Source organism: Flavobacterium rarum (SeqCode) (genome assembly GCF_965234445.1).
Lineage (GTDB): Bacteria > Bacteroidota > Bacteroidia > Flavobacteriales > Flavobacteriaceae > Flavobacterium > Flavobacterium rarum.
This window is the reverse complement of record NZ_OZ248490.1, coordinates 397,682-421,139: the sequence shown is the minus strand read 5'-3', so window position 1 is coordinate 421,139 and position 23,458 is coordinate 397,682. Positions and strand designations below refer to the sequence as shown.

Sequence of the window (23,458 nt, the reverse complement as noted above, 5' to 3'; positions counted from 1 at the left end):
ATTCAGAAAACAAAAATAGTGTTTTGTCTTTGTTTCTCTTTTATAGGCTAGAGGGCTAATCTGCTAATTTTTTTATTTTATTAATATCCTTTAAAACAATTTTTTTACCTACCAATTCAATCAATCCCAATTTATTAAAATCGGATAATAATCGGATACAGCTTTCTGTAGCAGTACCAATCATACTGGCCAATTCGTCTCTGGACAATTGAACTTTTAGAGTTCCATCGGTATTCGTGCCAAAATTTACATGTAAGTAAATCAATGTCTCTGCCAATCGTTCTTTAACCGATTTTTGAGCCATAGTAACCATATGTTCATCAGAAATTTTCAGATCACCACAAATCGTTTTCATGACATTCATAGAAAATTGATTGTTTTTGTCAAAAAATCCCATTACTTCATTTTTCGGGATAAAACAAACTTGCATGTCGTCTAATGCAATGGCACTCAAGTTAGCAGGTTCATCACTTATCATAGAACGTTGACCTAATAGTTCCCCTTTGGTGACCAATTTTACAATATGATCCTTTCCGTTTGGACTCAATTTAGTCAATTTGCAAATACCTTCTTTGATGCAAAATATACCGTTTACATTTTCTCCTTCTTCAAAAATATTTTCTCCTTTTTTGATGATTCTAGAGGTTTTACAGTCAGATAATTTTATAAGTTCGTCTTTGTTTAGTGCTTTTAAAGAACTAAATTCTCTAACGATACATTGCTCACATTTGCTCATAATGAAATTGGATTTTCGCATACAAAGTTATACATTTATATGATATTTATCATTGTTTTTAAGTTAATCAATTTGCAAAATTTACACCCGCTTACTAAGGCTTTATTTATGGAAAAAAACAAATGTTTTCATTGTGGTTTAGATATTGAAAAAGAAGAACAGATAACTTTTGATGAAAAAGAATTTTGTTGCAATGGATGTAAAACCGTTTATGAAATTTTCAGTCTAAACGATTTGACTTGTTATTATGATTTCGAAAAATCTCCTGGTGCAACTCCACAAGATATAAATGGTAAATATGATTTTTTAGAAAATGAAAGCATCATTGCAAAATTATTGGAGTTTCAAGAAGATTCCACCGCTATTGTTTCACTTAACATTCCTCACATACATTGTAGCTCGTGTATTTGGATTTTGGAGAATTTACAACGTCTTCAAAAAGGAATAAATACTTCACAAGTCAATTTTCCCGAAAAGAAAGTTAGAATCACTTATAACCCAGAAATTGTATCGCTTCAAAGCATTGTTTATTTACTGAGTTCTATTGGTTACGAACCTTATATTAGTTTAGAAAATTATGAAGCAGGCTCAAACAATGTTGATAGAAGTTTAACATACAAATTGGGAGTAGCTTTCTTTTGTTTTGGAAATATTATGTTATTGTCTTTTCCAGAATATTTTGAAGTGAAAGAGTTTTGGCTTGATAATTACAGACCCTTTTTTAGAGGATTAATTTTTGCATTATCCTTGCCTTCTTTTTTGTATTCGGCTAGCGGTTATTATGTTTCGGCCTATAAAAGTATAAAATCAAAAATGCTAAACATCGACATTCCGATTGCACTTGGAATTGTAGTAATGTTTGTACGCAGTACTTTTGACATTGTTATGGATTATGGTTCTGGTTTCTTTGATAGTTTGACCGGTTTAATTTTCTTTATGTTATTGGGTAAAATGTTTCAAATTAAAACGTATAGTTTTCTGAGTTTCGAAAGAGATTTTAAATCCTATTTCCCCATTGCAATCACCAAGATAAAAAGTGATACTACCGAAGAAAGTGTACCAGTTTATGATATCGAAAAAGGAGATAGATTACTTATTAGAAACCAAGAATTAATACCCGTTGACGGAATTTTAATTTCGGATAAAGCGGATATCGATTATAGTTTTGTAACAGGAGAAGCCATTCCGATTACCAAAAAATCAGGGGATAAAATATTTGCTGGTGGAAAACAAATTGGAAAAGTAATTGAAATGGAAGTATTGCACACCGTATCTCAGAGTTACTTAACGCAATTATGGAGTAATGATGTTTTTCAAAAAAATGTAATACAAAAGCATAAAACGATTACGGATAATATAAGTAGGTATTTCACTCCTATTTTATTATTGATTGCCTTTATTGGATTTGGATATTGGATATTTTTTGATGCCAATACGGCTTTCAATGTTTTTACGGCGGTACTTATCGTTGCTTGTCCATGTGCATTGGCATTGACTGCCCCTTTTACTATGGGGAATATGTTGCGAATTTTTGGGAACAAACATTTTTATTTAAAGAATGCTTTGGTAATTGAACAATTAGCCAAAGTAGACACCATTGTTTTTGATAAAACGGGAACAATTACTACCAATGCCAAATCGAATATTTCGTATCAAGGAGAACCACTTTCTAATACTAATTTGATACTAATAAAAAATGTACTTCGTGCTTCCAATCATCCATTGAGTAGAATGTTGTATGACTTTTTGCCAGAAAGACAAAGATTAAAACTAGATTCATTCGAAGAGATAACTGGAAAAGGAATTTTAGCAGTTGTTGATGGAATTAAGATTCAACTTGGCTCTGCAGATTTTTTAGATAAAAAAGAGGAAGGAAGTATTCAGCAAACTTCGGTTCATATAAAAATTGCTGGGGTGTATTATGGAAAGTATATTTTTAATAATGAATACAGAGAAGGACTTTCAAAATTATTTACGGATTTGTGCAAAACATACCAGATTAAAGTGTTGTCTGGAGACAATGAAGGGGAACGAACTTTATTGGAAAGTCTTTTGCCAAAAGGAACAGAAATGATTTTCAATCAAAAACCAGAACAAAAATTAGAATTTATAAAAACATTGCAAGAACAAGGCAATAATGTAATGATGGTAGGGGATGGACTTAATGATGCAGGAGCTTTGGCTCAAAGCAATGTTGGAATCTCTATATCAGAGAATGTGAATGTATTTTCTCCTGCTTGCGATGCCATTTTGGATGCCAAAGAATTTAAAAAACTTAATTATTTTTTAAAACTGTCCAAGAAATCCATCAAAACTATAAAAATGAGTTTTACATTGTCACTTTTGTATAATGTTGTTGGGTTGTCGTTTGCCATAACTGGGAACCTCTTGCCATTGGTCGCAGCTATTATTATGCCGCTGAGTACCATTACGATAGTAAGTTTTGTAACAATAATGAGTAATTATTATTCTCGAAAAATAAAATAGTTTTTTAGGTATTTGTTGCGATATTTTTCATAATTTTAACATATTAGATAAAATATGATAATTGTCATTTTTTATCAAAAGGGATAAACTTAGTTTTGTTAACTTAAATTTAAGACATGAGTGTAATCTATCTATTAATTTCCATTAGTATTTTCGTCGCAATAGGTTTTTTTGTTGCCTTTATTTTTGCCGTAAAAACGGGTCAATATGATGATGATTATACACCATCTGTCAGAATGCTTTTTGACGATGAATTAATTAAATCTTCCCAAAAGAATTCTGAAGTTTAAAGTTAAATTACTCTTTAATCTTCTATCAAAAATTAAACACCAATTTTAAACAATTTTTTAAACAATTATAAATATGGAAATGCAACAATTTTATTATGACAACAAAATTGTAAAGAAGTTCATTTATGCTACTATACTTTTTGGAGTAGTTGGGATGTTAGTGGGGCTTATTTTGGCCACTATGTTCCTTTTTCCAAACATGACCGATGGTATTTCATGGTTAAGTTTTGGTAGATTAAGACCTTTACATACCAATGCTGTAATTTTTGCCTTTGTAGGAAATGCTATGTTTGCAGGAATTTATTATTCGCTTCAGCGATTATTAAAAGCCAGGATGTATAGTGATTTCTTAAGTAACCTTAATTTTTGGGGTTGGCAGTTAATTATTGTTGCAGCTGCTATTTCACTTCCATTAGGATATACTTCTTCAAAAGAATATGCCGAGTTAGAATGGCCTATTGACATAGCAATTGCCTTAATATGGGTTGCATTTGGTATCAATATGATTGGTACTATGTTGAAAAGAAGGGAACGCCATTTGTATGTTGCCATTTGGTTTTATTTAGCCACATTTATAACGGTTGCCGTATTACATATTTTTAATAGTTTAGAGTTGCCAATTTCTGCAATGAAGAGTTATTCTGTTTATGCTGGAGTTCAGGATGCATTAGTGCAATGGTGGTATGGGCATAATGCAGTTGCCTTTTTCTTGACAACACCTTTTTTAGGTTTAATGTATTATTTTGTTCCTAAAGTAGCCAATCGTCCAGTGTATTCTTATCGATTGTCTATCATTCACTTTTGGTCATTAATATTTTTATATATCTGGGCTGGTCCTCACCATTTGTTGTATTCCGCTTTGCCAACTTGGGCACAAAATTTAGGAGTTGTATTTTCTGTAATGTTGATTGCACCATCTTGGGGAGGTATGATAAACGGACTTTTAACATTAAGAGGTGTTTGGGACAAAGTCCGAGAAGAGCCTGTATTAAAGTTTTTTGTGGTTGCTATGACAGGTTATGGTATGGCTACTTTTGAAGGTCCAATGCTTTCTCTTAAAAATGTAAATGCTATTGCTCATTATACGGATTGGATTATTGCTCACGTTCATGTTGGGGCATTGGCTTGGAATGGTTTTATGGCTTTTGGTATTATTTATTGGTTGATTCCAAGAATGACAAAAAGTACTTTATACTCTACTAAATTGGCCAATTTCCATTTTTGGATTGGAACTTTAGGTATTATACTTTATACTCTGCCAATGTATCTTGCGGGATTCTTGCAAGCCTCTATGTGGAAACAATTTAATCCAGATGGTACTTTAACGTATGGTAACTTTTTGGAAACTGTAACCCAAATCATGCCAATGTATTGGATGAGGGCTATCGGTGGATCTATGTATTTAATTGGTATGTTGGTTTTGGTTTATAATATCATTCAAACAGTAAGAGCGGGTAATGAAATAGAAGATGAATTAGCAGAAGCTCCAGCTCTACAATCTATTACTTCAGGAAGACTAAAAGGAGAAAAATACCATACTTGGTTGGAAAGAAAACCTATTAAAATGGCAATCTTCGCAACAATTGCTATCTTGATTGGAGGGGTTATTCAAATTGTACCAACGATAATGGTTAAATCGAATATACCAACTATTGCTAGTGTTAAACCCTATTCTCCTTTAGAATTAGAAGGACGTGATTTATACATCCGTGAAGGCTGTGTAGGTTGTCACTCTCAATCTGTTCGACCTTTTCGTAGTGAAGTAGAGCGTTATGGTCCACAATCTAAGGCTGGTGAATATGTTTATGATCATCCTTTTCTTTGGGGATCAAAACGTACAGGTCCAGATTTATTAAGAGTTGGAGGGAAATACAATGACAATTGGCATTTTAATCACTTTTGGAGTCCTCAAAGTATTTCTGCGGGTTCTATTATGCCTAGCTACAAATGGTTGTTTGATAATACAGCTATGGATATTTCAATGACCGAAAAGAAAATGAAAGCAATGGTCACTCTCGGAGTTCCTTATACCGATGCTCAAGTGGCTAATGGATTAAAAGATTTAAGAACGCAAGCTATGGCAATAGAAGAAAGTCTTAAAAATGATCCTGATTTTGTAAAAAGTTACGAGGACAGTAAAAAGAAAGCAGCTGCTAAAGGTGAAAAATTTGTTCCGATGAATGAAAGAGAGATTGTAGCAATGATTGCCTACATACAAAGACTAGGGACAGATATTAAAGTTAAAAACTAAATAATTTAATACCGTTATGTTCGAGCAAATAAAACACAATATGGAGACCATTGCAGGTGTTGCAATATATCCAATACTTTCATTATTAATTTTCTTTTTCTTTTTTCTTGGTTTAGGAATTTGGGTGTATTCCTATAAAAAAGAGACAGTTGATGAGATGAGTAAAATTCCATTAGAAGATTAAATTGTATAATTTATAAAATAAATAGAATAATGAAAAAAATAATTCCACCTTATATACGAGTTCTTTTAATATTTTTTTCCGTTTTTGGAGTAATGGAATACTTTATTGATTCAGGGGATCATCCTGCATTTATTAAATATCCAATGGTTATTGTTTTTTTGTTGGTGTTTCTATTTTTATTAATAGCCATAGAAATAACGCTGAAAGCAGTAAATACAATAACATATCAATTGCTGTCAGAAGAAGAAAAACGTAAACAAGAATATGAAAATAGTTTAAGTTTAAAAGATAAAAGTTGGTACAAAGGTTTAATGCAAAGCCTTACTAAAACAGTGCCAATTGAAAACGAGAAGCAATTATTGATGGATCATGATTATGATGGTATCAAAGAGTTGGATAATAATTTACCACCATGGTGGGTATATTTATTCTATGCTTGTATTGTTTTTTCGGCAGTTTATTTAGTTCGTTTTGAAATAATGGGTGCTCCAGATCAAGAAGCTGAATTGAAAAATGAAATGGCTCAAGCCAAAATTGAGGTGGCTGAATATATGAAAACTGCACCCGATTTGATGGATGAGAATACAGTCACTTTATTGAAAGACCCTGCTGATTTGGCCGAAGGAAAAGCTATTTTTGCTACAAATTGTGTGGCTTGCCATAGAGCGGATGCTGGTGGACAAATTGGTCCAAACTTAACGGATGATTATTGGATATTAGGAGGAGGGATAAAAAATGTATTCCATACTTTAGTAAACGGTGGTCGTGATGGTAAAGGAATGATTTCGTGGAAAGGAACTTTGAAACCTAAAGAAATGCAAAAAGTGGCTAGTTATGTTTTGTCTTTAAGAGGAAGTAATCCAAAAGATCCAAAAGCTCCAGATGGTGATGTTTGGGTTGATGATAATGCTTCAAATACAGCTTCGGTAACTGTTCCTGCTACAGATAGTACTCAAGTAAAATAATTTTAACAATATTTAAAAAAGAGCTTTATCAAGATTTTTAACTTTGAGAAAGCTCTTTTTTAGTATTTAAAAAACAAAAAATGTCAAGTAATCTAGACGAATCTTTCAGAGACACAATAGGGACAATTGATAGTGAGGGTCATAGAAAATACATTTACCCCAAAAAGCCGTCGGGTAAATTTTATGATTATAGAAAATGGGTTAGCTATTTCTTATTAATCATTTTAGTTGCCAATCCATTTATAAAAATTAATGGAAACCAATTTATGATGTTCAATGTATTGGAACGTCGTTTTAATATTTTTAGCTTTCCGTTTTGGCCGCAAGATTTTTATCTTTTTGTGCTCTTTATGATTATAGGCGTTGTGTTTGTGATCTTATTTACGGTTATATTTGGACGCATTTTTTGTGGATGGATATGTCCTCAAACGATCTTTCTTGAGATGGTTTTTCGAAGAATCGAATTTTGGATAGAAGGAGATCGTGGTGCACAAATTCGGCTAGATAAACAAGAATGGAATAGTGAGAAAATTAGAAAAAAAACGTTGAAATGGTTGGTGTTTCTTTTAATTTCTTTTCTAATTGCAAATGTGTTTTTAGCTTACTTAATAGGCAGCGACGAGTTATTTAGATTGATAAAAGACGGACCTTTAAGTCATAAGAGTACCTTTATTTCTTTATTAATATTCACCAGTGTTTTTTACTTTGTTTTTGCTTGGTTTAGAGAACAAGTTTGTATTATTGCTTGTCCTTATGGACGATTACAAGGTGTTTTATTGGATAAAAAGTCAATAAATGTAGCTTATGACTTTGTTCGAGGTGAAAAAGAAGCGGGACGAGCAAAATTTAATAAACAAGAAGACAGAGAAGTAACCGGAAAAGGAGACTGTATTGATTGTAAACAATGTGTAAATGTTTGCCCTACAGGTATTGATATTAGAAATGGAGTTCAGTTAGAATGTGTAAATTGTACGGCTTGTATAGATGAATGCGATACCATTATGGAAGGTGTTGGTTTGCCCAAAGGTCTTATTCGATACGCATCTGAAGATGAAATTGAGACCAAAGCCAAATTCAAGTTTACCGCTAGAATGAAAGGTTACACCGCAATATTGGTTATATTGATAGGTGTACTTACAGGCTTATTGTTTTTGAGAACTGAGGTAGAAGCAACTATTTTTCGTTTACCAGGACAATTGTTTCAACACAAAGGAGATAATATTAGTAATGTATATACTTTTAAAATCATCAATAAAACGAATCATGATATAAAAGATATTCATTTTAAATTGGTTGGGATTAAAGGGGATTTAAAGGTTGTTGGTATTCAAGATTTGAAAGTTCCTAAACAAGGTATGTCAAGTGGTACAATGTTTATTGAGATAAATAAATTTCTATTAGAAAGTGATAGAACAAAAATTGTAATTGAAGTCTACGATGGTGATCAAAAAATTGAAACTACCTCAACAAATTTTATAAGCCCAAGGAGTTTTGATTAAAGCACCCTAACCCCCAAAGGGTAACAATAATAGGTGTACAAAAATGGAAATAGAATTTTAATAAAAAAAATGAAAAATAATAATTCAAAAGATCTTAATTCTCCGGTAAAAGGGGAGAGAGGAATTAACTGGGGAACAGCTATAGTTATTGCCTTTGCGATGTTTATTAGCTTTATAATGTATTTTGTTTTAAAAGTTCAAACAGATAGTAAATACGATAATGATTTGGTTGTTGAAGAATATTACAAACACGATATCCATTTTCAAGATGAAATGGCCCGTATTCAAAACGCACAAGATTTAAAAGTAAAGCCTACTATAACAGTAAATACTAGCGGGATTACGGTTGTTTTCCCAAATGATTTTAATATAAAAGCGATAAAAGGAACAGTTGCTTTATATCGTGCATCTAACAAAAAGTTTGATTTTGAAGTGCCTTTATTGTTTACAAACTCTACTTATTTGTTTATTCCTAAAGACAAACTAATTGGAGGGGAATGGAAAATTAATATGGAATGGCAATACAATGGAAAGTCATATTTAACTAAAGAAGAGATTTATGTAAAGTAAAGTTAGAAGTTAAAGGTTAGAAGTCAGTTATAATGGATTTTGTTATCTAAATCTTCCAACTTCCAACTTCTAACCTTTAACTTCCAACCTCTAACCCCTAACCTCTAACTTCTAACCTTTAACTTCCAACTTCCAACCTCTAACTTCTAACTTCAAAATGTTTTATACTGCTTTTTTATTCGGCTTAATCAGTAGTTTTCACTGCATAGGAATGTGTGGTCCTATTGCTATGATGTTGCCAGTAGACAATACTAATCAAGCTAAAAAAGTAACTCAAATTATTACGTATCACTTTGGACGATTATCAGCTTATGGAAGTATTGGTTTACTTTTTGGATTGTTAGGAAGAGGCTTTTTTTTAGCTGGAATTCAACAACAATTATCCATATTTATTGGAATTGCCATGATTTTAGTGATTTTGATTCCTGAGAAAAAAATGGCTAATTACAATTTTTCAAAACCTATTTTTAGAGTAATCTCAAAAATAAAACAAACATTAGGAAGTCATTTTAAAAACAAAAGCTATAAATCCTTATTTATTATTGGATTGCTCAATGGGTTTTTGCCCTGCGGAATGGTTTATGTTGCCTTGTTTGGTGCTATTGCTATGCAAAGCGCTAGTTTGGGTGTTTTGTACATGATAATTTTTGGACTTGGAACTGTACCAATGATGAGTTCTGTGGCTTATATTAATTCCTATTTAACAATTTCATTTCGGAATAAAATACAAAAAATAATCCCTTATGTTGGTGTTGTAATAGGAGTTTTATTTATTCTTAGAGGTTTGGGTCTTGGAATACCATATGTTTCTCCATCCAATATGAACTTATTTGTGCAAGAGAAAGCCAATTGCCATTGATTAGATTGCTAGACTACTTAGATTATTAGACCACTTAGACAGTTAGTAAATTAGACTAGTGAAATCTTCGTGTCTAAAAAGTCTAAAAAGTCTAAAAAGTCTAAAAAGTCTAAAAAGTCTAAAAAGTCTAAAAAGTCTAAAAAGTCTAAAAAGTCTAAATGGTCATTGAAAATAATGCTGTTTCTGGCGCTTTTCTTTTTAGTCTTAAATCGAAAGCCATACAGATATTGCGAACATAAGGTTTTCCTTCTTCTGTAACTTGGATTTTATTTTCATGAATTGTTAATAATCCGTCCTTTTCCATTTCTTTGAGCTGAATCAAAATTTCTGGTATTTCTTCAAAATAATTAACAGAATTTTCCCAACTTGTTTCAAATTGGCACATTAAGTTTAAAATATGTTTACGGATGACTAAATCTTCTTCTGTTAAAAAATGTCCTCTATAAATTGGTAATTTATCCCATTCTAGTATTTGATAGTAATCCTCAAGATTTTTTACATTTTGTGCAAAACTATACCAGCTATCACTTATTGAAGAAACCCCTAGACCAATCATTAATTGTGTTTTCGAAGAGCTATAGCCCATAAAATTTCTATGTAATGATTTATTTTCAAAAGAGTTGTGTAAGCTGTCTGTTTTTAGTGCAAAATGATCCATACCTATTTCATGATAATCATTTTCAAATAACAATTCTTTTCCAACTTCATAGAGTTTTCTTTTTTTGTCATCTTTCGGAATATCATCATCGTTAAAGCCGCGTTGACCATTTCCTTTTATCCAAGGTACATGAGCATAACTGTAGAAAGCCAATCGATCGGGTTGTAATGAGTTGGTTTTTTCTATAGTATCAATTACATCATCAATTTCTTGAAAAGGTAATCCAAAAATAATATCATGTCCTATTGAGGTATACCCAATTTCTTTTGCCCAAAAAGTGACCTTGGCTACATTATGAAAAGGTTGTATTCTATGAATCGCTTTTTGTACTTTCTCAGAGTAATCTTGAACTCCAAAACTTACTCTTCTAAAACCTAAATCGTATAATTTTTTTAAATGTGTATGTGTTGTATTATTAGGATGTCCTTCAAAACTGAATTCATAGCCTGCTGCTTTTTCTGCATGTGTAAAAATTCCGTTGATTAAGTCTTCTAAGTTTTGAGGAGAGAAAAAAGTAGGGGTACCACCTCCTAAATGGATTTCTTTTATTTTTGGTTTTTCGCCTAAAATAGTACAATACAAAGACCATTCTTTTAAAACAGCTAATATATAAGGGTTTTCTAACTGATGATTTTTGGTGATGCGTTTGTTGCATCCACAAAAAGTACATAAACTTTCACAAAATGGCAAATGGATATAAAGACTAATACCTTCTTTAGAATTGCTTTCTATAAAAGATTTTTTAAGAGTCTCTTTCCATTTGTCATCTGTAAATCCTGACTCATCCCAATAAGGTACCGTTGGATAGCTCGTATATCTTGGACCTGGGACATTATATTTTTGAATCAGTGAATTTTTCATAAATTTAATTTTTCTATTAACAAAAGTAGTGTGCCTTTTTAACAATTTAAATGATAATTATCATGTAAGAGAGTACTTAATGATTTAAGTTATACTAAAAGAATCATTTTTTCTGGTTTTATGATAAGCAATCATTGATTAGTTGATTCCACTTTTTTCCTAATTGATGATCTTCATGCAAACAATTAAAGTCTAAAAAATCATTTTCAATGTTATAAATTGGTATTAATTCTTTTTTTAAAGTTTTTTTGTAGACTAGTTCAAATTCTATTTTCAAAATTATATCCGTACTGTTTTCTTTAGTCGGTAATAATCTACAAGAAAGTAACTTATTTATGTCTATAAAATAGACTGTTTCTTCTTTATAGCTATAGTCAATAAATAGAAAACCTTTCTTTTTTATATCTATTGAGATGCTTTTTCTATTCTTAATTTCACTTTGACTAAAATCATAATGATTATTACTGTATTGTTTTTTTATTTCTTTTATTTTGGCATTATTTAAAATATTGGAACGAAAAGTATAAGTTAGTGGAATGCCGATTAAAAGAATTATAAGTAAGCCAATTAGTGTTACGGATGTGTCCATTTTTTTGTTTTTTTGAAATTATACAATGATTTGCATTCTTAAATTCTATAGAATTAAGAATGATTAGAAGTTTTATGACTTCTTTCTTACTGGAATCACAGTATTAAATCACCAAAAATAATGGGAAGGGTATAATAAAATAAAGATTTCATTACTTCTGTTAAAGTCTAAATTTGACACAATAGCTTTACGAACAGTACCTTTAAATTTTGAAAGTTTAATTGATGTAGAAAAAGAATATCCTACAAAATCAAGTGTATTGGTTTTGACTTTTATATCAACAGAATCCTTTAAAAAGCCAGGTTGTATGAATTCTGATGCGCTTAATTTTTCATTCGTAACTAAATTAGACGCATTTTCCTTTTGAAAATTCACAATAGCATTAGTGTTTAGGCTAAATGCAAATGCAAATAACACTATAACACCAACAAATGCTATAAATTTTAATGTGGCTTTCATTTTACAAAATTAAACAATCAATTTTCACAACCATAAATTGCTGTCGTAAATGAAAGTTAATTTTTTTTTAAATTGTTAATTTTATAAAAAATGACTGCCTGTAACTAATACAAATAATGTTATTACTCGAATTAATAAATAGAAAAACTGTAATGAATTTACATGACGTAGATTTAAAAAAATCACACAGATTATTTTATTGAAATTTGAAAAAATATCGAACAATCAAATCAAGTATGGTCTTCTTAAGGTTTAGTCATATTATAAAAAAAAACCTCGAACAAAATTTGCTCGAGGTTATAAATTGTATAAAAATTAATAATTTATTCTGTTTTTAAATTTCTTAATTGCTTTAGTTTTTCTTTCCAAACTTCAAGACTTTCTTTGTGGATAGCTATGTTTTTTCGAACTTCCAATACGATTGAATTTTCTTTTTTAGCATTTTTGGTGTTGGTAAAAAACTGAATATTGTTTTCCAATTGAAAAATTTCATTTTGTACTTCCTCAATTTTTCGCATTAAGAAAATCTTTTCATTGTCAAGTTTTCTAGTGTCATTACTTTCAGATAAATGATCCATTCTATTGGTGAAACGCATCATTTCAGTATCTTTTTTGCTTAAGCTCAATTTTTCAAACAAAGCATCCAGGATTTTATTGAATTTTCCTTCAATATGACGTCTAGGGAAAGGTACTTTGCCTAAATTTTTCCATGTTTCGATATGCAATTTAATGGCATCCAAATCTGTTTTGTGTTCGCCTGTCAATTGAAACTCACGTAAAGTTTCTAAGTACGCTTTCTTTTTATCAAAAGCTTCTATTTCTTCTACGTTCTCTTCGTTTTTTTGCTCTTTTAATTTATCAAAATAATGGTTGCAAGCTTCTCTAAAATCGTTCCAGATTTTATCTGAATATTTTCTAGGAACGTGACCGATTTTTTTCCACTCCTCTTGAATTTGTTTCATTATTGGAGTAGTAGTAGCAAAATCAAGACTTTCTTGCAATTCTTTGGCTTTGTTTACAAGTGCAATTTTTTTGTTTAAATTGTCGTTTTGATCTTTTTTAATGTCTTTGTAAAACGAATTTTTGAAAGTATTAAAATTTCTAACTGCGGTTTTAAACTCCGACCAAGTAGCTTCATTTACATCCGAAGGTACTTTTCCAGCCGAGAAAAATTCTGTTCTTAGAGCCTCAACTTTTTCAATTTGAGCAAGCCATTGTGAATGTGCATTTACTTTCTCGGTAGCTAATACTTCAATTTTGGCAATAATCTCTTTTTTCTTTTCTAAGTTTTCAAGTTCAGTACCTCTTTGATTTTCAAACAAAATTTCACGTTTGTCGTGCATTTTTTTTGTCAGTTCGCTGAATTTGTTCCAGATCTCATCACGGTGTTCTCTTGAAACAGGACCAATATCTTCTTTCCAGATTCTATGTAAATCTTGCAATTCTCTAAATGCTTTGTTGATGTCTGCTTCATTTACCAATTCTTCAACACGTGCAATTATTTTTTGTTTTTGATCCAAGTTGTGTTTAAAATCAATGTCTCTTGCTTCTCTATCCAAGTGCAAATAGTCATAAAAATTTTCTACATGAAAATGAAAATTATTCCAGACATGATTGTATTTGTCTTTTGGAATTGATCCCGCATTTTTCCATCGTTCTCTTAACTCATTAAAGTGTTTTAAGTTGTCTTTAATGTTTGCTTGAGGGTTAATCAACTCTTTTAATTCTTCTACAATAGCCAATCGAACCTCTAAGTTTGATTTTAAATTGGTTTGTAAACTCTTAAAATGTACGTTTTTATTATCTTTATAAATAGTGTAATATTGGTCGAATTTTGTTTTTAAAGGCAAATGGTATTGGAATTCTTCATTAGGATCTTGGTTTTCCTGATTGAATTCTTCTCTTTTTTCTTCTAAAAGATGATTGTATTTGGTTAAAAAAGCTTTTTTAATCTCTTCTACATGCTCCTTTACCGACATCACTTTCTCATTGGTAACCAAATTTTTCAATTCGTCAACAAGCTTTTCCATTGGTAACGCATCATAATCAAGCATCGGAATATCGTGACGCTCTTTAAGCGTTTCGTCTTCGCTTTCTTCTGCATTCGAATCGGCTATAGCGTCAAGAACATTTTGATTCTCGTTGGCTACTACATTGCTTGAAACTACCGTTTCTGCATCAGTGCCAATAACACTTTCTCCTGAAACAGAATTACTTTGTTCGTTTACTTCTTGAGCAGGTACTTCAGAATGAATTGTTTCTTGCAATTCATTGGCTATTTTTCCGTCTGCTTCTTGCAGGTTATCATTCATTTCTTCTAACATTTTATAAATGTATAAGGTTTTTATTTTTTGAATGCGAAAGATACTAAAGGTGTATTGAATATCAAAATAAAACCTTTATTTATAGCTAGTTTATAATGAAAATTCCTGTTTTTGAGAGGGAGTTGAAGTCTTTAATTCTTTTTTTTTGTATTTTAAGGGAATTATTAAAATTTTCAATTTACAATAAAACAAATAATACTAGTTTGGTTTAGAAGTTAAACAACAGATTCGAATAGTTTATTTAATAAAAAATAACCAAACCCAATTCTAGTCCGTTATTGTAGAATTTTTTGTTTCCAAAACCGATGCTAGGATGGATGTAAAACATGGATTCTTTGCTGTATTTTCGTCCAAATTCAAGGTAAGCAGAGTTCTGAAAACCATTAACTGTATTATTATAGCGTACGGCAACATTTCCAGCAATCCAATTTTTTCGAAAACTGTATATTAATGCATTTTCAAAAACTGCAGTGCTTATATCGTTTCTGTTACTAGATCCTGCAAAACTTACTTGGTATTCTGCATCCATCAACCATAGTATCTTACTTGATTTATCCAAATATATTCCATAAAATAGAGTAGGAACAAATACCCATTTTCCAGATCCAAAACTTGGGTTACTAGCAGAATTGGTGATTACTTTGGCTCTGGCACCAATACCCCTTTTGTTGTTTAATGCAATTATGTAGGACGAAGCAAATGCAATATCTCCCAAACCTGTTTTGTCTTTAGAATTTGAATTTGTTGATATTAATGGAATGTCAAGTCTTAGATTCCAAGCTTTGTTTCCTATTGGTTGTAAAATTCTTAAATCGGTAGTATTGAACGATCCAGAATCGGTATTTAAATATTCATTAAATAAGATAACAGTTTTTTTAAAATAATTATACCGTACATCTGCAAAAGGATTTGTTTCTGCAACAGCATCTTCTTGAGCTTGAATTGTATAAATAGAAAAAAGATTCAAAAAAAGTAGGTAGAAAACACTTTTCATAGCCAAACATTTAATTTTAAGCTAATATAATTAAAATATTTGTTCTAAAGCATCAAATTTTAATCAGTTTTAGAATGCAATACTTAAATATTTGTTATAAAAATAAAATTACTTATTCCAAATTTCCCAAGCTTTTTCGGCTTGAAAAATTAGCATGTCCAAACCATTTTTTACCTGTGCCCCTTGTGCTTTTGCTTTGCTTAAAAATTGAGTTTCGGCTGGGTTGTATATTAAGTCGTAGGCAATATGATTCTCGGTAAAGTATTCATAAGGAATAAGCGGAAATAATTCTACATTTGGACTGGTTCCAACGGGTGTGCAATTGATTATGATTTGATAATTATCAAAAGTTGTAACATTAATTAAACTGTAATCAATACAATTTTCTTTGACTTCGCGAGATACAAAAGTATAGGCAATACCCAACTGATCCAATGCAAAAGCAACACCTTTTGAGGCGCCTCCTGTGCCAAGAATTAATGCTTTTTTGTGATGCGGAAGCAACAAAGGCTCTAATGATTTCTTGAAACCATAATAATCGGTGTTGTAGCCTTTGAGTTTGCCTTTTTTGGTAAATTTTATAGTGTTTACAGCGCCAATTTGTTGTGCGTTTTTGGATAATTTGTCCAGAAACGGAATGATAACTTCTTTGTAAGGAATAGTTACATTCAGTCCAAAAAGATCGGTGTTGTTTTTTCTTAATTCGGTGAAATAATTGATTTCGGGGATGTCAAAATTTTCATAACTAAAACCTTCAAAATGTTCGTTACTAAATTTGTCTGTAAAATATCCTTTTGAGAAGGAATAACTGATATTACGGCCTAATAAACCAAAACGTTTTTTCAACATTAAATTTATATTTTTTTCGAATTATGAAATTCGATTTTGTTAGTTAGTAGTTTCTTGTTTTGCATGAGGGATAGAACACTATGCCATTAAGGTTAATGATTTCTCATTACGCTTTTTCAAAATACAACTCTCGCCAAGACGCAAAGGCGCAAAGAAATCGACTCTAAACTTTGCGTCTTTGCGTCTTTGCGAGAAATAACAAAGCTTAACTTAATGTCACGCCCCAATTATTTTTTGTGTTTTTCTACAAAATTCCGTACTACTTTTTTTGACCAAACTACGGGGAATAAATCTTCAATTAGTATATAATTGTCAAATTTTAAACGTAAACCGTTGCTTAAATGAAATTTGGCTTTGGTGGTGTCTTGTAGCATATAATACAAACCAGCCAATCGGTATTCGACTTCGTTTTCTTCTGGAAAATATTCGGATGCTTGTAGTAATGTTTGAATGGCACTCTCGAATTCGCCCAAAAATTGTAGAATATCTACCCAAAACAACCAAGTGTCCAGTTGGTAATCTCCAAATTCTACGGCTTTTCTATATCCAAATTCGGCTTCTTCAAAGAAGTTCATTTGTTTGTTGATAGTAGCAAAACGTTTCCAGTACAATCGATTTTGATTGTCGATTGCTAAAGCTTTGTTGACGAAAAACAATGCTTTTTGGAAATTTTTTTGACGAACATAAAAATCAGTTATCGCAATCCAACCTTTGTCCAAAAGAGGATCTTCGTGAACGGTTTTGTTGAAAAATTTTAATGCTAAAACTTTATTTCCTAATTTTTCATAGCACTTCCCAATGCGCAATAAGGCATACGAAGTGGCGTCGTCTAATTCAATGGTTCTATTGTAGCTTTCTATAGCCAGATCGTATTTTTTGAGACGTTCAAGGGCTTTTGCTTTTTCCATAAACGCACCTAGAAACTCATCGTCAATAAGTGTGGCGTAGTCAAAAGCACGAATGGCATTTTCATATTCTTTTACACCATAATACAAACGTCCAAGCTGATGCCAAGCAATTTCGCTATAGGGGTTTTTGTCAATGTATTTGTTTAAATATAAAATAGCGTCTTGATTTTGATCCAAAAACTCAAAACAGTACACGACATTGTATAAAGCGGATTGGTCTTCAAAATCTTCTTCGAGACATTTGATAAAGCTTTCTTTGGCCAACTCGAGATTGTCCATAAAAAGGTATTCCATTCCAATTAAGTTGTAGACATCTGCATAATCATCGGTGTATTCTAATGCAATTTTAAGCATTTCTACCGCTTTTTCATGTTGATCTCTTTTGGAACAAATATTGGCTTTTTGAATAAAAATCTCTTCGTTTGTAGGCTCAATGGCATAAAGTTCATTGAGTAGTTTTTCGGCTATTTCGAGTTTATCGTCATAGATGAGCATTTCTACTTGAACTAATTTTAAACCTGTAGATTTCGGGTGTTGATCTAGTGCTAGTTTTAGTGCTTTTTTGGCCAATGCTGGCTTGCCCATATCGAGGTAATGAAGAATGATTTCTTCAAATTCTTCGGAATCAAAAAAGAGTACTTTGTTGGTTTTCAACATAGACTCAAATTTGGATAGGGATAAGTTATACTCTTCTTCTTCGTTGCTTAATTGCATACTGTGTGTTTTAAATTATCCTATAATAAAATTAGGTAAACGTATTGTTTTTGTGAGGAAGAATTTTATTTGTTGTGAACAATTTAATTAACAAGTTTTTCAATGCCAATATCAATGCCAATGGCAATTTCAATATCAAATTTACAAAATCATTATTCTAAATTCTTAAATCTAAAATCTGCAATCTAAAATCATTTCATTCATTACCTCAAGAATTATAGCACATCCTTCACGAACTTCTTCTTCAGAAATGGTAAGGGGCGGTGTAATTCTGATGGCGCATCCTTCAAAGAGTAACCAAAATAATATAAGACCTCTGTCTTGACATTTTAGGATTACTTCATTGGTGATGTCCGCACTTGCTGTCATCGCTGCAAGCATTAATCCTTTGCCTCGTATTTCTTGTATCAAAGGGTGTACCAAAAGTGATCTAAAGAGTTTTTCTTTCTCTAAAGCGTCTTGCATTAAGCTGGTTTCAGTTAATTCTTTCAAAGTGGCCAAGCAAGCTGACGCAATGACAGGGTGACCTCCAAAAGTGGTGATGTGTCCTAGTTTTGGATTTTCGGTCAATAAGTCCATCATAGCCGATGAGGCTGTAAAAGCACCAACTGGCATTCCGCCACCCATTCCTTTTCCCATAACGACTATGTCTGGTACAACATCATAGTTTTGAAATCCAAATAGTTTTCCTGTTCTTCCAAATCCAGGTTGAATTTCGTCGAGTATCATTATAGCGCCAACTTGTGTACAACGTGCTCTGACTTTTTTTAGAAAATCATTGTGTGGCTGTATAAAACCGGCTCCGCCTTGTATGGTTTCAAGAATGATTCCAGCCGTTTTGGTTGTTATTTTTTGTAAATCATCTTCGTTGTTAAAAGTAATGAAATCAACATCGGGAAGTAAAGGTCGAAAAGCTTGCTTGCGTTCCTCAAATCCCATGACACTCATGGAGCCCATTGTATTGCCATGATAGGCATTATGGCAAGAAATGAGTTGGCTTCTTCCTGTGGTTCTTCGCGCTAGTTTTAAGGCTCCTTCTATTGCTTCGGTACCAGAATTGACCAAATAGGTTTTGTCCAACGGTGCGGGCAGGAGAGAGGCCATCAATTTGCAATATTCGACAGCGGGACTTTGGGAGTATTCGCCATAAACCATTACATGCGAATACTTGTCCAATTGATCTTTGATAGCATCATTTACTCTTTTGTTTTGGTGTCCTAGGGTACAAGCCGAAACTCCCGCAACAAAGTCTAAATATTTTTTGTTATTCGTGTCATAAATATAAGAACCTATTGCATGCGAAACTTCCATACCTAATGGATAAGGTGAAGTTTGTGCTTGGTATTTGATGAAATCGGTATTCACTTTTTTTAAGGGTTTAAATTGTTTAAAGTTTAAACTGTTTAAAGTTTAAATCGTTTCTCATACGACTGATCACTACAACTGACTACTTAAGACTGACCACTGATTACTTCTTCTTATTTTTCTTATCGTAATTCAAAGTTTCTTTCCGAATTTTCATAGGAGTTTTCTTTTTGGCTTTTTCTTTTAGAGTGGCTTCAATGACTTTGAGTTCTTCAGCATTTTCTTCTTCACTAAAGACCTCGTCTTTGCTTTTTATTCTTTCTTCTCCTCGCCATTTGAGTCCTCGAAGTGTCCTGGCATTTTCTGGCAATTCCGATTCTGGGTAAATATCGCCCTCCACTTGATTGAATCGCGTAATGGTTTCTATTTCATTTTTGTCAAAAAGAATATTGATTTTACTACTCACACTTTTGTCTATTCCAATTAGCTCTTGTGCTTCATTGCGCGAGTAATAAATCACCTCAGTATTTTTTATGATATCGACATCATGGAGTTTACCTTCTTCAAATTTTCCAAATAAGTTTTGTCCCTTGACTTGATTGAACCCCGTTCCAAGAGTGTCCTTTGAGACTAAAAATGTGTTATTGAGTACTTTAAGTGAATCTAGTTTTTGTGTTTTATTGTCTCCAATGAGGTGCATCACATCACCAGTAATTTGGCTTTCACCATTCCACAAGATTGGATTTCCAATTAATTTTGTTAAAGCTGTTTTGGAACGGGAATGAATTGAATCACATTTTCCGCTCATGTCCACTTTAAAAAAACGAACATTATTGAAAGCACGAATGATTCTGTCTCCTTCTTTACCAGTAACCATTAGTTTTTTTCCATGGATATAAACCGAGTCGTTGTCTACAAAATTTACAGCCAAAGCTCTTTTGGTTACAAACATAGAGTCTTTCTTTTTGTACATTTCTGCATAGTGACCTCGAATTACTCCACGATTGACTGAGTCGGTAATCTTTACGTTTCGTGTTGCCGATGCAAATTCTTTATTTCGATCGTAATACAAACTATCTCCTTTTATAATCCGATCGTCATATTTGATGTAAGATTTATCTATAAAATGCGCCAGATTTTTTTTGGTGTCATAAAAACCTTTTTCAGTATAAATATAATTTGTTTTGCTTGTTATAGTTGAAGGTCCAAAAAGGTAAGAATGTCCTGAATTACTGTAATAATCCAAATGATTGGACTTGATTTCGTACGTTTTATTGGTAAGGCTAACTGCGGTAAGGAACTGAAATTTTTTCTGGGCCACATAGTACCTTCCCGATTTGCTTTTCAAAGTGTTTTCTTTGTTTATAATAGTCCCAGGGGTGTTGTAAAAAACTTCTTGTGAATTTCTATCAAAATTAATGGTATCTGTTGCTAATGTAGCATCTGGTGAACTCATAACTGGGTTGCCTGTAGCAAATGCTTTTTTTAATTGACCATTGTATTCTGCATAATTACTGTTCAAGTATAAAGTGTCACCTTGAACCATTTGAACATTTCCAAAAGCTTTTAAATAATTTTCTTTTTGAAAAAAATAGGCTTTATTACAAGTAAGTACTATCCCATCGTGGCTTACACGTACATTTCCTGTAAGCAATAGAGCATCTGGAGCTTTTTGTTGATCCACATCTGCAAAATCAGATTGTTCAATGTGTATTTTTTTAGGAGCTTGTGCCAGAACACAATTTGTGCAAAGGAATACTAAGCAATATGTAAGGAAATGTATAGATTTCTTCAATGGTTTTATTTTTTTGTAAATTTATAAAAAAGGAGGCAAACCCTATCTATATTAGGATTTATTTATAATTGTTTCATGAAGTAAAAAAAATGCTATTTTTATGCTTTCCTAAGTTATAAACAAAGCAAGTGACTATTACGTTATAGTCCTGTTTGTTGTTTTTAATCGAATACAATTGCCCTTCTGTTTTCGATCTTTTTTGAAAATATTCATTAAATTTATGGATTGATAAGGAACCAAGTTAACTATCAAAACAAAAAGCATTTAATTTTGAAAACAGAATACAATGATAAAAAAAAAGACACTAATTGCTGGAGTAAGTGTATTGCTTATGGCGACAGCTTGTAAAACAAAAGATGTAAAAATGAACGCAGAAAAGAAAGAGCTCATTGCAGATAAAAAAGAAGTTGTTTATCAGGTTTTTACGCGATTGTTTGGAAATAAAAACACCACAAATAAACCTTGGGGTACAATAGAAGAAAACGGAGTCGGAAAATTCAGTGATTTTACAGACAAAGCTCTTCATGAAATTAAAGATTTAGGGGTGACTTATGTTTGGTATACTGGCGTGCCACATCATGCAGTGATACGCGATTATACGGCAATAGGAGTTTCAAATGATGATCCTGAAGTTGTAAAAGGTAGGGCAGGTTCTCCATATGCAGTAAAAGATTATTACAATGTAAACCCAGATTTAGCTGTCAATCCTGAAAATCGTTTGGAAGAGTTTGAAGCGCTTATAAATCGAACGCACAAGGCAAATCTTAAAGTAATTATTGATATCGTTCCCAACCATATTGCTCGTAAGTACGAAAGTAAAAGTAATCCAAAGGGAGTAAGGGATTTTGGAGCCGATGATGATGTTACTGTTGAATACAAAAGAGATAATAATTTCTATTACATTCCAAACACTCCCTTTCAAATTCCAGATACTGACAAACCCTTAAATGGAGAAAAGAATCCATTAATAGATGGAAAATTTGACGAAAATCCTGCTAAATGGACCGGAAATGGTTCTCGATTGGCAAAACCAGATAAAAATGACTGGTACGAAACAGTTAAAGTAAATTATGGTATTCGTCCTGATGGTTCCAAAGATTTTCCAGAATTACCAGCTGGTTATGACAAATTATCTCCGAAAGAGCATTTTGCTTTTTGGAAAGACAAAAGCGTACCAAGTTCTTGGATAAAATTTAGAGATATTGCCTTGTATTGGACTGCCAAAGGAGTTGATGGTTTTCGTTATGATATGGCCGAAATGGTTCCTTACGAATTTTGGAGTTACATGAACTCTGCCATAAAAAATGCCAATCCCGATGCTTTCTTGATGGCCGAAGTCTACAATCCAAAGGAATACCGCAATTATATCCATTTGGGTAAAATGGATTATTTGTATGACAAAGTAGAGACTTATGATAAATTGAAGGATATCATTCAAGGGAAAACACCTCCAGATGGGCTTACTTATATTCGACAAGGTATGTCAGATATTGATGTTCACATGCTGAAATTTTTGGACAATCATGACGAACAACGTTTGGCTAGTCCTGAATTTGCTGGTTCGCCAGAAAAAGGAAAACCAATGATGGTCGTTTCTACAATGATAACTTCGGCTCCTGTTATGGTGTATTTTGGTCAGGAAGTAGGGGAGGCAGGTAATGAAAATGGTGGATTTGGAACTCATTCCAGAACATCTATTTTTGATTATGTAGGCGTTCCTAATCACCAAAGATGGATGAACGATGGCGCATTTGATGGTGGAAAATTATCTCAAAACGAAAAAGATTTGCGTGATTTCTATAAACGTTTGCTTAATTTTTCTTTAAAAAGTACCGCTGTGATGGGGCAATTTGAAGATCTTCAAGAAGTAAATCGTCAAGCTGGTCAAGGATATGATCCTAATCATTTGTATTCTTTTGTACGCTGGTCAGATAATCAGAAATTAATTGTAATCACAAATTTTTCTTCTGTTACTTCACATAATTTTGATTTAAAGGTCTCAGCGGATATTATTAGTAAGTGGAACTTAAAAGATGGAAGTTATACCTTGAAAGATCAATTGTATGGCAATTCAATTCAGATGCAAGTTGCAAATGGTGAAGGAAAAGCAACTGTTACGATTAAGCCATTGGAATCTTTTATATTTCAATTATAAAAAAAG

General features: G+C 32.1%; 19 protein-coding genes. 9 read left to right on the top strand and 10 right to left on the bottom strand.

The window, feature by feature from the left end; translation table 11 throughout:
- Positions 1 to 55 precede the first annotated feature (55 nt).
- Positions 56 to 736, bottom strand: coding sequence for a Crp/Fnr family transcriptional regulator (locus AC8GF4_RS10015; RefSeq protein WP_506594415.1), 681 nt, complete (start codon positions 734 to 736; stop codon positions 56 to 58).
- 108 nt (positions 737 to 844) lie between these two features.
- Between AC8GF4_RS10015 and AC8GF4_RS10010 the strand changes: the two genes are divergently transcribed.
- From AC8GF4_RS10010 to AC8GF4_RS09975, 8 genes are all read left to right on the top strand, one after another.
- Positions 845 to 3,223, top strand: a complete 2,379-nt coding sequence (locus AC8GF4_RS10010) for a heavy metal translocating P-type ATPase (RefSeq protein ID WP_506594356.1) — start codon at positions 845 to 847, stop codon at positions 3,221 to 3,223.
- A 116-nt stretch (positions 3,224 to 3,339) separates the two neighbouring features.
- Positions 3,340 to 3,513: a cbb3-type cytochrome oxidase assembly protein CcoS gene (gene ccoS, locus AC8GF4_RS10005; RefSeq protein ID WP_506594354.1), complete on the top strand. Its 174-nt coding sequence runs from the start codon at positions 3,340 to 3,342 to the stop codon at positions 3,511 to 3,513.
- 73 nt (positions 3,514 to 3,586) lie between these two features.
- Positions 3,587 to 5,764, top strand: a complete 2,178-nt coding sequence (gene ccoN, locus AC8GF4_RS10000; protein ID WP_506594352.1) for a cytochrome-c oxidase, cbb3-type subunit I — start codon at positions 3,587 to 3,589, stop codon at positions 5,762 to 5,764.
- A gap of 16 nt (positions 5,765 to 5,780) precedes the next feature.
- A complete protein-coding gene (locus AC8GF4_RS09995) occupies positions 5,781 to 5,948 on the top strand; it encodes a CcoQ/FixQ family Cbb3-type cytochrome c oxidase assembly chaperone (RefSeq protein ID WP_506594350.1) in 168 nt (55 codons plus the stop codon).
- A 29-nt stretch (positions 5,949 to 5,977) separates the two neighbouring features.
- The gene (locus AC8GF4_RS09990; protein ID WP_506594348.1) at positions 5,978 to 6,913 is read left to right on the top strand and encodes a cbb3-type cytochrome c oxidase N-terminal domain-containing protein; all 936 of its coding nucleotides are present in this window, start codon (positions 5,978 to 5,980) and stop codon (positions 6,911 to 6,913) included.
- Between the two features lie 80 nt (positions 6,914 to 6,993).
- Positions 6,994 to 8,412 (top strand): cytochrome c oxidase accessory protein CcoG, encoded by a 1,419-nt coding sequence (gene ccoG / locus AC8GF4_RS09985; protein ID WP_506594346.1) that lies wholly within the window; start codon positions 6,994 to 6,996, stop codon positions 8,410 to 8,412.
- Between the two features lie 69 nt (positions 8,413 to 8,481).
- Positions 8,482 to 8,982 carry a FixH family protein gene (locus AC8GF4_RS09980; protein ID WP_506594344.1) on the top strand — a complete coding sequence of 167 codons (501 nt, stop codon included), beginning with the start codon at positions 8,482 to 8,484 and terminating at the stop codon, positions 8,980 to 8,982.
- A gap of 157 nt (positions 8,983 to 9,139) precedes the next feature.
- Positions 9,140 to 9,841, top strand: a complete 702-nt coding sequence (locus AC8GF4_RS09975) for a sulfite exporter TauE/SafE family protein (RefSeq protein WP_506594343.1) — start codon at positions 9,140 to 9,142, stop codon at positions 9,839 to 9,841.
- A 154-nt stretch (positions 9,842 to 9,995) separates the two neighbouring features.
- Here the strand turns inward: AC8GF4_RS09975 and hemN are convergent, their stop codons facing one another.
- From hemN to AC8GF4_RS09930, 9 genes are all read right to left on the bottom strand, one after another.
- Positions 9,996 to 11,360 (bottom strand): oxygen-independent coproporphyrinogen III oxidase, encoded by a 1,365-nt coding sequence (gene hemN, locus AC8GF4_RS09970; RefSeq protein WP_506594342.1) that lies wholly within the window; start codon positions 11,358 to 11,360, stop codon positions 9,996 to 9,998.
- 118 nt (positions 11,361 to 11,478) lie between these two features.
- Positions 11,479 to 11,949: a hypothetical protein gene (locus AC8GF4_RS09965; RefSeq protein WP_506594341.1), complete on the bottom strand. Its 471-nt coding sequence runs from the start codon at positions 11,947 to 11,949 to the stop codon at positions 11,479 to 11,481.
- Between the two features lie 108 nt (positions 11,950 to 12,057).
- Positions 12,058 to 12,408 carry a hypothetical protein gene (locus AC8GF4_RS09960; protein ID WP_506594340.1) on the bottom strand — a complete coding sequence of 117 codons (351 nt, stop codon included), beginning with the start codon at positions 12,406 to 12,408 and terminating at the stop codon, positions 12,058 to 12,060.
- A gap of 323 nt (positions 12,409 to 12,731) precedes the next feature.
- Positions 12,732 to 14,732, bottom strand: coding sequence for a DUF349 domain-containing protein (locus AC8GF4_RS09955; RefSeq protein WP_506594339.1), 2,001 nt, complete (start codon positions 14,730 to 14,732; stop codon positions 12,732 to 12,734).
- Positions 14,733 to 14,973: 241 nt separating this feature from the next.
- The gene (locus tag AC8GF4_RS09950; RefSeq protein WP_506594337.1) at positions 14,974 to 15,726 is read right to left on the bottom strand and encodes a lipid A phosphoethanolamine transferase; all 753 of its coding nucleotides are present in this window, start codon (positions 15,724 to 15,726) and stop codon (positions 14,974 to 14,976) included.
- 108 nt (positions 15,727 to 15,834) lie between these two features.
- Complete coding sequence (locus tag AC8GF4_RS09945) at positions 15,835 to 16,575, bottom strand: shikimate dehydrogenase family protein (protein WP_506594336.1); 741 nt, start codon at positions 16,573 to 16,575, stop codon at positions 15,835 to 15,837.
- Positions 16,576 to 16,802: 227 nt separating this feature from the next.
- Positions 16,803 to 18,197, bottom strand: coding sequence for a tetratricopeptide repeat protein (locus tag AC8GF4_RS09940; RefSeq protein WP_506594334.1), 1,395 nt, complete (start codon positions 18,195 to 18,197; stop codon positions 16,803 to 16,805).
- A gap of 171 nt (positions 18,198 to 18,368) precedes the next feature.
- On the bottom strand, positions 18,369 to 19,562 hold the full coding sequence (locus AC8GF4_RS09935; RefSeq protein WP_506594333.1) for an aspartate aminotransferase family protein: 1,194 nt from the start codon (positions 19,560 to 19,562) through the stop codon (positions 18,369 to 18,371).
- 103 nt (positions 19,563 to 19,665) lie between these two features.
- Positions 19,666 to 21,297, bottom strand: coding sequence for an OstA-like protein (locus AC8GF4_RS09930; protein WP_506594331.1), 1,632 nt, complete (start codon positions 21,295 to 21,297; stop codon positions 19,666 to 19,668).
- A 286-nt stretch (positions 21,298 to 21,583) separates the two neighbouring features.
- On the opposite strand from AC8GF4_RS09930, the gene AC8GF4_RS09925 reads away from it, so the two are divergent.
- The gene (locus AC8GF4_RS09925; RefSeq protein WP_506594329.1) at positions 21,584 to 23,452 is read left to right on the top strand and encodes an alpha-amylase family glycosyl hydrolase; all 1,869 of its coding nucleotides are present in this window, start codon (positions 21,584 to 21,586) and stop codon (positions 23,450 to 23,452) included.
- Positions 23,453 to 23,458: the final 6 nt, after the last annotated feature.

Coding starts and splice junctions, on each gene's coding strand:
- AC8GF4_RS10015 (WP_506594415.1), bottom strand. CDS start 736: ATGAGCAAATGTGAGCAATGTATCGTTAGAGAATTTAGTTCTTTAAAA.
- AC8GF4_RS10010 (WP_506594356.1), top strand. CDS start 845: ATGGAAAAAAACAAATGTTTTCATTGTGGTTTAGATATTGAAAAAGAA.
- ccoS (WP_506594354.1), top strand. CDS start 3,340: ATGAGTGTAATCTATCTATTAATTTCCATTAGTATTTTCGTCGCAATA.
- ccoN (WP_506594352.1), top strand. CDS start 3,587: ATGGAAATGCAACAATTTTATTATGACAACAAAATTGTAAAGAAGTTC.
- AC8GF4_RS09995 (WP_506594350.1), top strand. CDS start 5,781: ATGTTCGAGCAAATAAAACACAATATGGAGACCATTGCAGGTGTTGCA.
- AC8GF4_RS09990 (WP_506594348.1), top strand. CDS start 5,978: ATGAAAAAAATAATTCCACCTTATATACGAGTTCTTTTAATATTTTTT.
- ccoG (WP_506594346.1), top strand. CDS start 6,994: ATGTCAAGTAATCTAGACGAATCTTTCAGAGACACAATAGGGACAATT.
- AC8GF4_RS09980 (WP_506594344.1), top strand. CDS start 8,482: ATGAAAAATAATAATTCAAAAGATCTTAATTCTCCGGTAAAAGGGGAG.
- AC8GF4_RS09975 (WP_506594343.1), top strand. CDS start 9,140: ATGTTTTATACTGCTTTTTTATTCGGCTTAATCAGTAGTTTTCACTGC.
- hemN (WP_506594342.1), bottom strand. CDS start 11,360: ATGAAAAATTCACTGATTCAAAAATATAATGTCCCAGGTCCAAGATAT.
- AC8GF4_RS09965 (WP_506594341.1), bottom strand. CDS start 11,949: ATGGACACATCCGTAACACTAATTGGCTTACTTATAATTCTTTTAATC.
- AC8GF4_RS09960 (WP_506594340.1), bottom strand. CDS start 12,408: ATGAAAGCCACATTAAAATTTATAGCATTTGTTGGTGTTATAGTGTTA.
- AC8GF4_RS09955 (WP_506594339.1), bottom strand. CDS start 14,732: ATGTTAGAAGAAATGAATGATAACCTGCAAGAAGCAGACGGAAAAATA.
- AC8GF4_RS09950 (WP_506594337.1), bottom strand. CDS start 15,726: ATGAAAAGTGTTTTCTACCTACTTTTTTTGAATCTTTTTTCTATTTAT.
- AC8GF4_RS09945 (WP_506594336.1), bottom strand. CDS start 16,575: ATGTTGAAAAAACGTTTTGGTTTATTAGGCCGTAATATCAGTTATTCC.
- AC8GF4_RS09940 (WP_506594334.1), bottom strand. CDS start 18,197: ATGCAATTAAGCAACGAAGAAGAAGAGTATAACTTATCCCTATCCAAA.
- AC8GF4_RS09925 (WP_506594329.1), top strand. CDS start 21,584: ATGATAAAAAAAAAGACACTAATTGCTGGAGTAAGTGTATTGCTTATG.